We start from the raw sequence: 14,227 nt of genomic DNA on the forward strand, positions 1-14,227 counted from the left end.
GCAGCAACCGCCGGCGAAACTCTCGTTCCTCGATCGTGGACACGTTCACCCCTCCGCGTCCGCGTCGAACGCCCTCAATCGATCGAAGAGCGTCCGACAAACCGCACCATCCTCAGCCACCGAGAGCGGGGCCAGATACCGCCACTTCTCGGGATCATCCGGAAAAGCAATCCGAAGAATCAAAGCCTCCCAGCCAAGATTCGCCCCGGTGCCAAGGCTCCCCACCAGCCACGAGTGGAACTCGTCCAACCAGGTCGGATGGTCGAAGGCGTACTGATAGCCCCGCAAGAACGCTGTGTACGTGCGGAACGAACCATCAATCCCGAACATCCTCGGCTGCTCCGCAAGATGTTCGATCAACCACGCGCGCGATCTCAAGGAACTGACCTCCCGAGCCCGGGGATACTCCTGATTCGTGATAGGTTCCCGCACCCCCGTCGGCGACGGTACCAGCGCTCATCAGTCTGACCGGACAGGGTCAGCAACCTCGGCCGGATACGCATCGCATCTGAGGTCGTGATGTACCGGGGGTACCGCAGGCGTTTGGGCCAAGAGGTTCCGAGGCGAGACCGTCGTGATCCTCTCCTGGCATGTAGGCGCCTCCGAGGTTCACGGTGCGATTGGTTCGGTACGCGACGACTTGATCGAGGTCGAGGTCCCTCACCCGTGAGTCGTCCCCCATCTTCCCGTCCGCGACGCGACTGCTGGACATCCACCCGAAAGGGTGCCCTACGCGATGTCCGCGGTCCATTCATTGGTGGTTGGCTCGTACCCTGAGTTGTTCAGCGCCTTGCTCCGGACCTGGTCCCAGTGATGGCCGGTCAGTCTTGTCAGGGCATCATCGGGCGTTCCGGGGTTTCCAGCGACCGATGCAGCGACGGCGTCGTGCGGATCAGCAGACAGAGCCGCCAGGACATCCCCAGGAGCGTCTTTTCTGCTTGCGATCCGTGCCCTCACCCGCCAATCGCTGTCTTGGCTCAACAGGCGCACGACCTCCGCAGGAAGTGTGCGGTTGAAGGCGACCCAGAACCGCATGTCCGGGTGCTCCCTGACGATCTCGAGCCACACCTCGAGCGGCGCCTCATCCCGCTTGATCCGCTGCCAATCAGTACCGTCCCAGCTCCGACGCAGCCCGACGAACTCGTCCGCACTCCCGATCACGTCAACATCCTCGTTTCGACCGACAGCCCTTCACATCGACCTCGGCGTTGCCATGCCTCTCTCCCCCGCCCTGTCCCGCACGTGTGAGCCGACCAGGGTATGAGCTCCGGCCCGGAGCCTACTCGGGGCGATCTCCCCGGGCCGGCGTTGCGTCACCGCGGACCAGCTTGGCCTTGGGATGCGCGGACCGAGGGGTCACGCAGTACGTCGCCAGATGCCAGGCTGATCACCTCGACCGGTCGTTGGTGACGTCCCTCGCCCTCGCGCCCTTCGTTCAGGGGTTGACCCCTGAGGTGGTGGGTTGACCCCTGGAAATCTTGGGGCCGAACCCACCATCTCAAGGGTCAACCCCTGCCTGATCTGGTCGGCTGCGGCCGAACGGATGCACTGCGTTGAGCGGGCGGCAGCCCTCATCGGGAGGCGGCCAGGAGGAGCGACTGCGTAGCGCGCCGGGGGCGCGCCAAGCAAGCCCACGAGCCTTTGCCGATCACCGGAGCGTGTTGCCGGATTGTCATCGGTGGGACCTCGGATGGCTACCTTCGGGTGGAGTTGGGTATGGCTGGGGCAGACAGCCTTGGGCTGTTGACCGCCCGTGACCCCTCCGGAAGGGAACCCTTCATGCGCCGCCTTCCCCGCGCACTTGTTCCGTGCGCGCTGATCGCCGGACTGCTGCTTCCGGCCGCTCCAGCTGCCGCCAACCGTGCGGATTTCGACATCCAGGCCCATCGCGGCGGGCTCGGACTGACCGTGGAGAGCACGATCGCCTCGTTCTCCCACGGGCTCCAACTCGGTGTCAGTACGCTCGAGCTCGACGTACAGATCACCGAGGACGGCCACGCCGTCGTCACCCATGACCGCAAGGTCGACGCGAAGAAGTGCCGCGACACCGCCCCCTACACCGCCGGCGATCTCGAATTCCCGTACGTCGGCAAGTACATCAACACGCTGAGCCTCCAGCAGGTAGAACAACTCGACTGCGGCTCGCAGACCCTGCCGAACTTTCCAGGGCAACAGCCCGACCCCGGCGCCCGCATGCCTGAGCTGCGAGACGTGTTCGCCCTGGTGCACCGCTACCACGCGTACGGCGTGAAGCTCAACATCGAAACCAAGGTCGAGGCAGGCGCGCCGAGCGAGACGGCGCCGCGGGAGCAGTTCGTGCAGGTGGTCGCCAGCGAGATCCGCAAGGCGAACATCGCCCGGCAGGTGACGATCCAGAGCTTCGACTGGGGCTCCCTGATGCGGATGCGCCAGGTGATGCCCAAGCTGCCGTTGGTCGCGCTGACGAACTACGACTTCCTCCAGGTCGGCCAACCCGGCAAGTCGCCGTGGCTCGGTGGGATCGACATCGACGACTTCGGCGGCGACCTGGTGAAGGCGACGAAGTCGTTCGGTGCGTCGGCGATCTCGCCGGTGCACGGATTCCCGCAGAACGGCAAGGTCACGGACCCGGACTACCGCCCGTACGTGACCGGGGAGATGGTGAAGTCCGCGCACAAGGCCGGCCTGAAGGTGATCCCGTGGACCGTCGACGACCAGGCGACCATGCAGTCACTGATCGACAACGGGGTCGACGGCATCATCACTGACTACCCCGATCGGCTGCGTGAGGTGGCCCGGAGCAACAACTTCAAGCTCCCCAAGTCGTACGACGCACCCGCCGTCCGTGCGCTGCCGGCAGCGCACGCCCACAACGACTACGAGCACCGGCGACCACTGCAGGACGCGCTCGACCGCGGGTTCAACAGCGTCGAGGCCGACGTGTGGCTCATTGACGGTGAACTGCGCGTCGCCCACGACCTCGAGGACGCACAACCCGGCCGTACCCTCGAAAGCCTGTACCTCAGGCCGCTCGCCGACCGCGTCACAGCGAACCACGGCCAGGTGTACAAGAACGGTGGCGGATTCCAGCTGCTGATCGACATCAAGAGCGACGGACCCTCGACGTACGCCGCCATCCACCAGGCGCTGGCGAAGTACCGCGGAATCAGCACGATCTTCGCCGGCGGACGCACGTACCAGGGCGCGGTCACTGCGGTCATCAGCGGCAACCGTCCGCTCGAGGCGATGCGGGCGCAGAGGATCCGGTACGCCGGGTACGACGGACGCCTGGCCGATCTGCCGTCCGGGATGCCGGCGTCGCTGATGCCGCTCGTCAGCGACAACTGGACGAACCACTTCACCTGGCAGGGCGTCGGCGCGATGCCCGAGGCGGAGAAGACCAAGCTGCACGACATCGTCACCCAAGCTCACCACGCCGGCTACAAGCTCCGGTTCTGGGCCACCCCGGACGCCCCCGGCGCCGCCCGCGAGGCGCTCTGGCGCGAACTGACGGACGCCGGTGTCGACTACCTCAACACCGACGACTTGCACGGCCTGGAGGACTTCCTCCGCGGTTAGCCGGGTTTGATCTCCGTGAGGGCGAGGATGTCCTTGCCCTCACGGAGCGCCCGGCGCTGTTTCACCGCACCGTTGCCGTCGGTCAGCGCACGATGGATGCCTTCGGCCACCAAGTCGATCGCGTCGAGCTCCTGCAGGGCGGGCTCAACGTGGCGTTGCAGCCGTTCCAAGACCTTTGCCATCGGCATCGGTTCGGCGGACAGTACGTCGAGGCCGGCGTCGCTGACACCGTTTCGGGCGGCCAGCCAGTACGCGGCACGCAGTACTTCGAGGTCCGGTGTCGGGCCGCGGCCGCCGTCCTCCAGTGCGATCATCACGATGGCACGGACCAGCGTCGCCAGCAGGACGGACTCGTCCACGGTGAGCGGGATGTCGCTGACCCGGACCTCGACGGTCGGCAGGTGCGTCGACGGGCGGACGTCCCAGTACACCATCTGCTCGTCCATCAGCGTCCCCGCCGCCAGATGCATCGCGACGAGGGCCTCGTAGTGCTCCAACGACTCGAAGTACGGTGGCGGGCCGGCGCACGGCCAGCGCGCGATCATCAGCCAGCGCCAGCTCGCGAAGCCGGTGTCCTTGCCCAGGTAGTACGGCGAGTTCGCGGTCAGCGCGAGCAGCGCCGGCAGCCACGGGCGGAGGTGATTGCTGACGCGGACGGCTGTCTCTTTGTCGGATACGTCGACATGGACATGTAAGCCGCAGACCCCGTGCTCGCGCGCGAGCGACCCCCAGCGATGGGCCAGCTCCTGGTAGCGCGGCTGCTTCGTGATCGACTGCGCTGCACGGCCCTGCGGAGCCACCCCGATCGCCAGCAACCGGGCGCCCTCGTCCGCGGCCGCCGTGGCCAGCCGCGCGCGCAGCTCCGACAGCGCCGCGTGCAATTCGGCCGGCGTGCGGCAGACCGGGGAGTTGATCTCGACCATGGCTCGGGTGAGCTCGAGCGCGACGTCCCCGTCCTGTACCTCCTTGACGACGGCCTTGCTCCGGGGCAGCGGGTCACCGGTGGCGGACACGAGGAGTAACTCCTCCTCGACACCGAAGGATGGTTGTCTCACCCCGTCCGAGTACCCGATCGGGCACGAGTTAGGCTCTCCGGCGTGAGTCTGCCAGTTGTCACCGCGACCCGGTACGTGCTGCCGCTCCGGGAGGGCGGATCGCTGCCCGGTGTTGTCGAGGGCAACGATCTCGGCACGTACGTGATCAAGTTCCACGGCGCCGGCCAGGGACCGAAGGCACTGATCGCCGAGGTGATCGTCGGCGAACTGTTCCGCCGGCTCGGGCTGCGCGTCCCGGAGCTGAAACTGATCGAGCTCGACCCGGCGATCGGCCGCTCCGAACCGGACTTCGAGATCCAGGAGCTGCTGATCCGCAGCGCCGGCCTGAACCTCGCGGTCGACTTCCTGCCGGGCTCCTTCGGGTACGACGGATCCGCCGGCAACCCTGGTGACGACGCGATGGCCCGCATCCTCTGGCTGGACGCGTACGTCGCCAACGTGGACCGCTCGTGGCGCAACACCAACATGCTCGTCTGGCACAAGAACCTCTGGCTGATCGACCACGGCGCCGCGCTGTACTTCCACCACTCGTGGATGTCCGCCGAGAAGTTCGCCGCTCAGCCGTACGACGCGAACGATCACGTGTTCTCCGTCGCAACGCCCGGCGTGGCGAAGGTGGACGCCGAGCTGGCGGCGGCGATCACGCCGGAGCTGCTGACCGAGGTCGTCGCCCTCGTCCCCGACGTCTGGCTGGGCGAAGGCGACCGGGAGCGGTACGTCGGCCACTTGCTGGCGCGCCTGGAAAACCGCACCGCCTGGGTGCCGGGAGGTGCGCGATGAAGCCTTTCGACTACGTCATCCTGCGGGCGGCGCCGCGTATCCAACGCGGTGAGTTCATCAACGTCGGCGCCGTCTTGTACTGCCAGGCACTGGACTTCCTCGGCGCCGCCTGGGACGTCAACCCGGACCGCCTGCGCGCCCTGGATCCGAACGTCGACGTGGATGTCGTCTGCGCGTCGCTGGATCAGGTGCGCGCGATCTGCGCGGGCGATCCGGCCGGTGGTCCGGCGGCGGCCACGAGCATCGGCGAGCGGTTCCGGTGGCTCGCGGCGCCCCGCAGTACCGTCGTCCATCCCGGCCCGATCCACAGCGGGCTCACCGACGACCCCGCCGCGGACCTGGAACGATTGCTGGACTCCTTCGTCCGTTAGCTGTTGAGGGCCCTCGACACCACGTCGCGGGCCTGCGTGAACACCTCGTCCAGGTGCTCGGCGCCCTTGAACGACTCGCCGTAGATCTTGTAAAGGTCCTCGGTCCCGGACGGGCGGGCGGCGAACCACGCCGACTCGGTGGTGACCTTCAGCCCACCGATCGCCGCGTCGTTCCCCGGAGCGTGCGTCAGCCGGTCCACGATCGGCTCGCCGGCCAGCTCGGTCGCCGTGACCGCATCGGCCGACAGCTTGGCCAGCTTCGCCTTCTGCTCACGGGTCGCCGGAGCGTCCACCCGCGAGTACGCCGATGCGCCGAACTTCTCCACCAACTTGGCGTGCGCGACCGACGGCGTCTCACCGGTGACCGCGGTGATCTCACTCGCCAGCAGCGCGAGCAGGATGCCGTCCTTGTCCGTCGTCCACACCGTGCCGTCGAAGCGCAGGAAGCTCGCACCGGCGGACTCCTCGCCGCCGAAACCGACCGAGCCGTCCACCAGCCCCGGCACGAACCACTTGAAGCCGACCGGTACCTCCCACAGCCGACGCCCCAGGTCCGTCACCACGCGGTCGATCAGCGAGGACGAGACGAGTGTCTTGCCGACGGCGACGTCCGGACCCCACTCGCGGTGGCTGAACAGGTACGAGATCGCGACGGCCAGGTAGTGGTTCGGGTTCATCAGCCCGGCGTCCGGCGTGACGATGCCGTGCCGGTCGGCGTCCGCGTCGTTCCCGGTCGCCACGTCGTACTTGTCCCGCTGCGCGACCAGCGAGGCCATCGCGTACGGCGACGAGCAGTCCATCCGGATCTTGCCGTCGTGGTCGAGCGTCATGAACGACCAGGCCGGGTCGATCCGCGGGTTCACCACGGTCAGGTCGAGCTGATGCCGCTCGGCGATCGCGGCCCAGTAGTCGACGCTCGCTCCGCCGAGCGGGTCGGCGCCGATCTTCACGCCGGCGTCGCGGATCGCGGCCAGGTTCAGCACCGCGGGCAGGTCGTCGACGTAGTGCGCGACGAAGTCGTAGTCCCCCGCGTGCCGGCGCGCCTGCTCGAACGGCTTCCGCCGTACCGCACGGTTGCCGCCGGCGATCAGCTCGTTGGCCCGGTTTGCGATCCAGCTGGTCGCGTCCGAGTCAGCCGGCCCGCCGTGCGGCGGGTTGTACTTGATGCCGCCGTCCCGGGGCGGGTTGTGCGACGGCGTGATGACGATGCCGTCCGCGTCGGCGTTGTCGCGGTTCAGCCGCAGGATCGCGTGCGACACCGCCGGGGTCGGCGTGAGCCGGTCCGCGCTGTCCACCAGGGTCTGTACGTCGTTGCCCGCCAGCACCTCGAGGACCGTGCGCCAGGCCGGCTCCGAGAGTCCGTGACTGTCGCGGCCGACGAGCAGCGGGCCCGTCGTACCTTGTCCGGCCCGGTACTCGCAGATCGCCTGCGTGATCGCGAGGATGTGCGCCTCGTTGAACGCGGAGTCGAGACTCGAACCGCGGTGCCCGGACGTCCCGAAGACGACCTTCTGGGCCGGGTCGTCCACATCCGGGGTCAGCTCGCCGTACGCCGCGAGCATGGCGTCGACGTCCACGAGGTCCTCTGGCTGGGCGGGTTGTCCTGCGCGTGGATGCATGACCACATGCAACCACAACCGGCTCAGCCCGTGTACGGGGTGAGCAGCTGGTCGACCGGAGCGTAGTCGTCGGTCAGCACGGGCGCGTCGCCGACGAAGCCGTTCGGCCGGTCGAGGACCTGCATCGGCGTCTCGAGGTGGTTCCGGATCGCGGCAGCGTCGATCGGCTGGTCGGAGGCCGCCACCACGAAGTTCCCGCCGCCCTCGCCGGCCAGCTCGTCCGTCCGCGCGATCACGGCGACGTGCGGGAACACCGCCTGCGCGGTGGCGATCTCGGCCTTCGCGAACTTCGCCGCGCCGTAGTCGATGACGTTGATCAGGTACAGCCCCTCCGGCCGCAGCGCGCGCCGTACGTCGGACATGACCTCGCGCGTCGTCAGGTGCCACGGCACGGACACCCCGCTGAACGCGTCCATGATGACCAGGTCGCGGCTGTCGGTCGCCTCGTCGCGGACGCCGAGCCGGCCGTCCTTGACCGTCACCGCGAGCTCCGGGCCCGTCCGGACACCCAACTCGCGTTTGTCGATGTCCACCACGGCCTGGTCGATTTCGTACACCTGGTGCTTGCTGCCCGGGCGGGTCGCCGTGAGGAACCGCGCCATGGTCAGACCGCCGCCGCCGACGTGCAGGACGTCGAGCGGCTGCTTTTCCGCCCAGGTGCCGTCGATCGCGGCCGCGAAGCTCCGGATGTACTCGAACTCCAGGTACGTCGGGTCGTCCAGGTCGACGTACGAATGCCGCAACTGGTCGAGGTACAGCGTGCGACCGCTCGCCCGGTTCGGGTCGGCGTCGACGCGGGCGCAGTGGTACGCCGTCTCCACCTCGCAGGGACGCGGCGCGATGACGGTCAGGGTGGCGCCGATGACCGCCACAGCGACCGGCTTGGCCGCTGCCTTGACGCCACGCAGCATCAGGGTCAGCACGATGCCGACCAGGACCAGTACGCCGCCGAGTGCGAGGACGATCGTGCTGATCGGGACAGTCGACACGAACAGGAAGCCGGTCAGCACTGTGCCGACGATGCCGCCCACCGTGGCGTACGCCGACAGTCGGCCGACCACCGTGCCGGTCTGGGCCAGTGTGTCCAGCCGTAGCTTCGTCACCATCGGCGTGACCGCGGACAGCAGGGACGCAGGCGCGAACAGGCTGATGGCGAGCACCAGGAACACCAGGTCGCTGGCGCCGCCGCGGAACGCCTCACCGGTCCAGCGGACGACCGGAAGCACCAGCATCACCAGAGCGCCGCCGAACAGGATCAGTGGGCCGAGTGTCCGCTGCGGCGGCACGGCGTCCGCCATCCGGCCGCCCAGCGCCGCGCCGGTCGCGATCGCGGCCAGTGCGACGCCGATGACCGCAGTGTTCGTCTCCAGGGTCAACCCGATGTACGGCGCGACCAGCCGCAGCGAAATGAGCTCCAGCACCATGACAGCCGCCGAACTACCGAACGCCAGCGAGATCGCCAGTTTCTGGCCCATCGGCCCGCGCATCTTCACCACGTCACCCTATAGAACGCCCAGACTCATCCAGACTGGTCCAGCCGGGCGATCAGGGTCTTCGGCGCGATCTGGCGGTACGCCGTCTCGACCAGGTCCTCGAAGTGCTCCCAGTCGACCTCCACATCGAGGTATACACCCAGCCAGCCACGGTGACCGACGTACGGCGGCCGGAAGAAGTGCTCCGGATCGTCCGCGACCAGTGCCTCCTGGACGCCCGGCGGCGCCGCCATCCACACGGCCAGGCGGTCGTCGTGGTGGTGGTCGGCGTACATCACGAACGTCTTCTTGTCCCGGACGAACCACGTCGGCTCGCCGTGGCTCGGCCGCTCCGTGACCTCAGGCAGCGCGAGACACAGGCCGCGCACCCGCTCGAGAGCATCCATCTCGCCAGTCATCTGCTCAGTGTCGCGGTTTCGGGGTCACGACGCCGTGTTCGTAGGCGTAGACCACCGCCTGGGCGCGGTCGCGGAGGTCCAGCTTGGTGAGGATGTTGCTGACGTGCGTCTTGACGGTCTGCTCGGCCAGGACCAGTTCGTCGGCGATCTGGCGGTTGGACAGTCCCCTGGCGACTTGTCGCAGTACGTCGGTCTCGCGCGGGGTCAAGCGGGCCGGCGTGGCCGGTACGACGGGTTGTGCACGGGTGAAGTCCTCCACGAGACGCCTGGTGACGGACGGGGCGAGTAGGGCGTCACCGGCAGCGACGACGCGGACCGCGGCGGCCAGGTCGTCCGGCGTGGAGTGCTTGAGGAGGAAGCCGCTCGCCCCGGCGCGGAGGGCGGCGTACACGTAGTCGTCGAGGTCGAACGTCGTCAGCATCACGACACGTGGCGGTTCGCCTGGTGTGGAACCGTTGAGGATCTGTTGCGTGGCCTGCAGGCCGTCGAGTTCGGGCATCCGGATGTCCATCAGGATCACGTCCGGCTTCAGCTGTTCGGCCAGCTCGATTGCCCGCACGCCGTCGGCTGCCTGTCCTACGACTTCGATGTCTTCCTGGGCGGCCAGCAGGGCGCTGAACCCGGCGCGGACCATCTGCTGATCGTCGACCACCAGGACAGTGATCACGTCGCCTCCTCCATCGGCAGCAGGGCGTGGACCAGGTAGCCGCCTTCTGGGGTCGGGCCCGTGCTGACGGTGCCGTCCAGGAGGGCTACCCGCTCACGCATACCGGTCAGGCCGTGGCCGGTACCAGGTGCTGTTGTCACGGGCAGTGGCGGCTTGTCGTTCTGCACGATGACCTCCAGCTCTTGCGCGCAGCGCCGTACGGTCACGTGGACCGTAGCGTGCGGAGCGTGCCGTACTGCGTTGCTGAGGCCTTCCTGCACGACGCGGTATGCCGTGAGCTCAACGGCCGGGTCGAGTCCTTGCGGTACTTCGTTTGTCAGGCGCACGTCCGCGCCGGCACGGCGGGTGCTTTCGACGAGCTCGGTCAGTTGCTCCAGACCTGGCTGCGGGTCCAGCTCTTGGCGCTGGTCGGTGGGTTCGCGGAGCAACCGCAGTACCCGCCTCATCTCGGTCAGCGAGGACCGTGCTTCCTCGGCGATGCCGGCGAACTCCGCACGTACGTCGTCGTTCACGTGCTGGAGGCGGTGTGGGGCGCTGTCGGCGCGGACCACCACGACGGACAGGTGGTGTGCTACGACGTCGTGGAGTTCACGGGCGATTCTGGCGCGCTCCTGGAGCCGCTCCCGTTCGGCGCGCTCTGTCTGGGTGATGGTCTCCTGCTCGCGCAGGCGGCGGGTCGCATCTCTGCGGCTCCGGATGAGGTCCCCGATCAGTGCAGCTGCCGCGGACAGGGCGGCCATGGTGATCAGGTTGGTCCAGCTGGCACGGTCCGGGGACAGTGCGGTCGCTGCGAGGCCCAGAACCTGCGTCGCCACCCACCAGCCGGCCAGCTCACGTCGGCCGAGGCCACGTGCACCTGCGATCGCCAGCACGAACGAGTGGCCGAATGCGGAGGTAGTACTCCAGGGCCACGGTTCGCTGGGACCGGCTGGTGTGGTGAGGGTCGCTGTGAGTGCAGCTGTGCCGAGCGAGGCGGCGAGTGCCCACTGCGGGCGCCACCACGCGCCGCCCAGTGCCAGTGCGCGGGCGATCGCCAAGGCGGGGACTGCTGCCGTTGGTAGGTCGTAGTGCTGGAGCAGGTCCATCGCCGTCAAAACCAGCAGCGCCGCTGCAGCGATCCACGCCCAGCGTCCGCGCGTCCACCCGTTCGCACTCTGCACAGTCGGACCCTACTCACACCTGACCGAGCCAGGACCAGAACAAGGCGACCCACCCCGCCGCGACGGCAACCGTTGCCGGCAGCACCCACTTGCCTTCGCCACGCACCAGCCGCTGATGCAGCGCGGCGATCCCCCGCAGCACTGCCGCCAGCACGACGAGACACGGCACCGCCAGGAGCGCATGCACAGCCCAAGCTCCACCCCACGAGGGCCCACCCCAAGTCCCCGGCTCCACCACCCTGTCCTCAACCAGCCCCCACCCCAGCCCTCGCACCACAGCCAGAGCCCCGAGCCCCATCAGAAACCAGCAGCCCACCCCTAACACCACACTCAGCACGCCGACCCCGAACCGCCTCCACCTCGACTCGGGCTGCTGGGCGCCTTGGGCTGCCAGGTGGCGCCGGCGGTGGGGTGCGATGTGCGGGGCACGGCTGAGCGCGTCGACCATCGTCATCACGCCGACGGGTGCGAGCAGCACGTCGTACCTGATCGCCTGCACCAGCACCCGGATCCACCCGCGCCGCCGTACGCCCGGAACAGGCCTGCTCATAACGTCCGTCATCGTCTTCTCCTCGGTCTCAACTCCTGAGATCGAGGCTAGGAATCCGGGCCCGCGGGCGCGTCCGGCCAGAGAGCCAACGTGCGATCAGTACCCCGGTAGGGGGTGCACAGTGATCCAGGTCACAGTGACCACGAAGCGTGGTGTGACGTTACACGATCAGTGCCGGACGGCACGCACGGCTCGCTGTACTGCGGTGGGCGCGAGCGGCGAGTCCAACAGGAGGTACTCGGACACATGCGGATGCGGACCCTGGCGGCGACCGCCACGCTGCTCCCGGTAGTACTGCTCCACGGTTGCGGAACCGACACCGGCGTCGCGGCGGCGCTGCCGTCGGCGCAGAGGGCGGCCCGGACCACGACCACCGACGAGGCCGCGCAGTCCGACGATCCGGTGGTGAACGCCTACTACACGTATCGCGCCGCGCTCGACGTGATGATGCGCAGCGGCGGCGGCAAGGTCAAGCAGCTCGAGTCCGCGATGACGCCGAAGATGTACCAGGCGATCAGCGTCCAAGCACGGTACTTCCGCGCCAACAAACTGCGCAACATCGGCAACACCAAGGTGATCTGGGCCAAGCGCACCCTGTCGTCCACCGGCGTCATCGTCAGCGCCTGCTACGACACCTCCGCCGCGCGCACCGTCAACGTCCGCGGCCGCGGCGTCCTCCCGAACACCACCCCGACCCGCTGGCTGGACCAGATGCGCGTCGTCGACACCGACGCCGGCTGGATCGTCGACGGCGGCACCACCACCCCGAACGCCTGCTGAAGCTCACGGCTTGATGCCAACGCGATCACGATTGCGTGGCCGTCCGATTCCGCTCCGTACGCCCCGGGAAGACTCGTCGGCAAGTGCCGGCTAGGTCGAGGGGTCCACCGATGATCGACACGAGCATCACCCGATGGCTGCCGTTCCTGGGACGCCGGACGGCGCACGCGACGCGACGCCCCACCGGTTCGCGCGTCACCCGGCTCGCGGCGCAGTACGACGCCGAGGTCGACGCCGCGCTGCAACGCCTGTGGCCGAAGGCGCGGATCTACCACGACCGCGAATTCACCCACGACCGCGCCGACTTCCTGCTCGTCGTCCGCGGCCGCGGCGTGATGATCGAAACCAAGGTCAAGAGCGACCCCGGCGTGTTCCGCGGTTCCACACTCCCACCGCTCCTCGACCGCCTCCAACGCGACGGCCGCCGCCTCGTCGTCCTCCTCAACCAGGGCGACCCCACCCCCGCCCGGGACCTGATCAGCACCAAACTCGGCGACAAAGGCCAAATCATCGTGTGGTCCGGCCCGCACCACGACACCGACCTGAAGGACGCCGTCGAAACCCTCCTCCAGCAAACCACCCGCCACGCCTGACGCCGCACTCGGGCGCGCTGCACCCCTCCGGTGGCGCGGTGTCGTGCGGGTGCGGGGACCCGGCCAGATCCCCGCCGACCACAGTTGTCAGGCGTTCTTGATGGCCGAAACCTCGAGCTCGAGGGTGACCTTCTCGCTCACCAGGACGCCGCCACCTTCGAGGGCAGCATTCCAGGTGACGCCGAAGTCCTTGCGGTTGATCACGACCGAACCCTCGAGGCCGACACGCTGGTTGCCGAACGGGTCGGTCGCCGAACCGGTGTAGTCGAACGGGATGTCGACCGACTTCGTCACGCCGCGGATCGTCAGGTCACCGCTGACCACGAACTCGTCGTCGCCGGCCGCCTTCACCGCGGTCGACACGAACGTGATCTCCGGGTACTCGTCCATCGCGAGGAAGTCGTTGCCGCGCAGGTGCTCGTCACGCTGGTTGTTGCGGGTGTTGATGCTCTTCGCCTGGATCACCACGCGCCCGGAGGAGTTCGCCGGGTTCTCGCCGTCGACGTGGAAGGTGCCCTCGAACTCGTCGAACGCGCCGCGCACCTTGGTCACCATCGCGTGCCGCGCACTGAACCCGATCCGGCTGTGCGATCCGTCGATGGTGTAGTCACCGCTGAGTGCGGCGTAGTCACTGGACATACCCGAGTGTCCTCCAGAAGTAGTTGAACATTAGACAGTACAGATTTCACCCTTCTCGCCTCGAAGTCCACTCGACACCCCCCGTGTCCACTTCGTGGACACCAACCCATCCGCCGAACGCCCAGCCACTCGCCCACTCGCCCACTCGCCCGCCGAGTCGTGAAAAACGGCGCTCCCGCCGAACCGATTTCCACGACTCGGCGCACCCCGTCCGAGCCAATCGCCACGACTCGGCGGCGCCGGGCCCGGTGTCCGGCGCACCCGGGCCGGCCGATCAACTGTTGCCAGGGGCAAAAGTTTGGCCGGCTCGGGTGACTGATGTGTCGACAGGTTCAGCGCGCCGTGCGCGGCCTGCTGTTGTTTGTCGAGGTGGCGTGCGGTGCGGTGCGGCGCCCGGCGGGCGCGGCGCGGTGCGGTGCGGCGCCCGGCGGGCGCGGTGCGGCGCGGTGCGGTGCGGCGCCCGGCGGGCGCGGTGCGGCGCGGTGTGGCGCGGTGCGGTGCGGTGTGGTCGTAGGAGTGTCTGGACTTCCGCCGCACGGTGGGTTCACCCACGCTGTTGTGGGT

Annotated in this window: 15 protein-coding genes; 5 read left to right on the forward strand and 10 right to left on the reverse strand. The window is 68.3% G+C overall.

What is annotated here, in order from left to right; genetic code table 11:
• Window positions 1–45 precede the first annotated feature (45 nt).
• Window positions 46–330, reverse strand: coding sequence for a hypothetical protein (locus tag AB0B82_RS07740; protein ID WP_360163811.1), 285 nt, complete (start codon window positions 328–330; stop codon window positions 46–48).
• 399 nt (window positions 331–729) lie between these two features.
• The gene (locus AB0B82_RS07745) at window positions 730–1,161 is read right to left on the reverse strand and encodes a hypothetical protein (protein ID WP_360163813.1); all 432 of its coding nucleotides are present in this window, start codon (window positions 1,159–1,161) and stop codon (window positions 730–732) included.
• A 618-nt stretch (window positions 1,162–1,779) separates the two neighbouring features.
• Between AB0B82_RS07745 and AB0B82_RS07750 the strand changes: the two genes are divergently transcribed.
• On the forward strand, window positions 1,780–3,558 hold the full coding sequence (locus tag AB0B82_RS07750) for a glycerophosphodiester phosphodiesterase family protein (RefSeq protein ID WP_360163815.1): 1,779 nt from the start codon (window positions 1,780–1,782) through the stop codon (window positions 3,556–3,558).
• On the opposite strand, the gene AB0B82_RS07755 is transcribed toward AB0B82_RS07750, so the two are convergent.
• On the reverse strand, window positions 3,555–4,613 hold the full coding sequence (locus AB0B82_RS07755; RefSeq protein ID WP_360163817.1) for a glutamate--cysteine ligase: 1,059 nt from the start codon (window positions 4,611–4,613) through the stop codon (window positions 3,555–3,557). The two genes, AB0B82_RS07750 and AB0B82_RS07755, sit on opposite strands and share 4 nt — an antisense overlap.
• A gap of 42 nt (window positions 4,614–4,655) precedes the next feature.
• Between AB0B82_RS07755 and AB0B82_RS07760 the strand changes: the two genes are divergently transcribed.
• Window positions 4,656–5,393, forward strand: coding sequence for a HipA family kinase (locus AB0B82_RS07760; protein WP_360163819.1), 738 nt, complete (start codon window positions 4,656–4,658; stop codon window positions 5,391–5,393).
• Window positions 5,390–5,764 (forward strand): DUF3037 domain-containing protein, encoded by a 375-nt coding sequence (locus tag AB0B82_RS07765; RefSeq protein ID WP_360163821.1) that lies wholly within the window; start codon window positions 5,390–5,392, stop codon window positions 5,762–5,764. Before AB0B82_RS07760 ends, AB0B82_RS07765 begins: the two co-directional genes overlap by 4 nt.
• Here the strand turns inward: AB0B82_RS07765 and pgm are convergent.
• Genes pgm through AB0B82_RS07795 form a run of 6 tightly spaced genes read right to left on the reverse strand, consistent with a single transcriptional unit; the run spans window position 5,761 to window position 11,663 of the window.
• Window positions 5,761–7,383, reverse strand: a complete 1,623-nt coding sequence (gene pgm, locus AB0B82_RS07770) for a phosphoglucomutase (alpha-D-glucose-1,6-bisphosphate-dependent) (RefSeq protein ID WP_360163823.1) — start codon at window positions 7,381–7,383, stop codon at window positions 5,761–5,763. The genes AB0B82_RS07765 and pgm overlap by 4 nt on opposite strands.
• A gap of 23 nt (window positions 7,384–7,406) precedes the next feature.
• The gene (locus tag AB0B82_RS07775) at window positions 7,407–8,870 is read right to left on the reverse strand and encodes a fused MFS/spermidine synthase (RefSeq protein WP_360163892.1); all 1,464 of its coding nucleotides are present in this window, start codon (window positions 8,868–8,870) and stop codon (window positions 7,407–7,409) included.
• Window positions 8,871–8,902: 32 nt separating this feature from the next.
• Window positions 8,903–9,274 (reverse strand): MmcQ/YjbR family DNA-binding protein, encoded by a 372-nt coding sequence (locus AB0B82_RS07780; RefSeq protein ID WP_360163825.1) that lies wholly within the window; start codon window positions 9,272–9,274, stop codon window positions 8,903–8,905.
• Between the two features lie 4 nt (window positions 9,275–9,278).
• Window positions 9,279–9,941 carry a response regulator transcription factor gene (locus AB0B82_RS07785; RefSeq protein WP_360163827.1) on the reverse strand — a complete coding sequence of 221 codons (663 nt, stop codon included), beginning with the start codon at window positions 9,939–9,941 and terminating at the stop codon, window positions 9,279–9,281.
• Entirely contained in the window at window positions 9,938–11,101 is a 1,164-nt protein-coding gene (locus AB0B82_RS07790) for a sensor histidine kinase (RefSeq protein WP_360163829.1), read from the reverse strand. Before AB0B82_RS07790 ends, AB0B82_RS07785 begins: the two co-directional genes overlap by 4 nt.
• 13 nt (window positions 11,102–11,114) lie before the next feature.
• Complete coding sequence (locus AB0B82_RS07795; protein WP_360163831.1) at window positions 11,115–11,663, reverse strand: hypothetical protein; 549 nt, start codon at window positions 11,661–11,663, stop codon at window positions 11,115–11,117.
• Between the two features lie 234 nt (window positions 11,664–11,897).
• On the opposite strand from AB0B82_RS07795, the gene AB0B82_RS07800 reads away from it, so the two are divergent.
• On the forward strand, window positions 11,898–12,431 hold the full coding sequence (locus tag AB0B82_RS07800; protein ID WP_360163833.1) for a hypothetical protein: 534 nt from the start codon (window positions 11,898–11,900) through the stop codon (window positions 12,429–12,431).
• A gap of 110 nt (window positions 12,432–12,541) precedes the next feature.
• On the forward strand, window positions 12,542–13,024 hold the full coding sequence (locus tag AB0B82_RS07805) for a hypothetical protein (protein WP_360163835.1): 483 nt from the start codon (window positions 12,542–12,544) through the stop codon (window positions 13,022–13,024).
• A gap of 87 nt (window positions 13,025–13,111) precedes the next feature.
• On the opposite strand, the gene AB0B82_RS07810 is transcribed toward AB0B82_RS07805, so the two are convergent.
• Entirely contained in the window at window positions 13,112–13,663 is a 552-nt protein-coding gene (locus tag AB0B82_RS07810) for a YceI family protein (protein ID WP_360163837.1), read from the reverse strand.
• Window positions 13,664–14,227 lie beyond the last annotated feature (564 nt).

This window comes from Kribbella sp. NPDC048915 (assembly GCF_040649595.1).
Taxonomy (GTDB): domain Bacteria; phylum Actinomycetota; class Actinomycetes; order Propionibacteriales; family Kribbellaceae; genus Kribbella.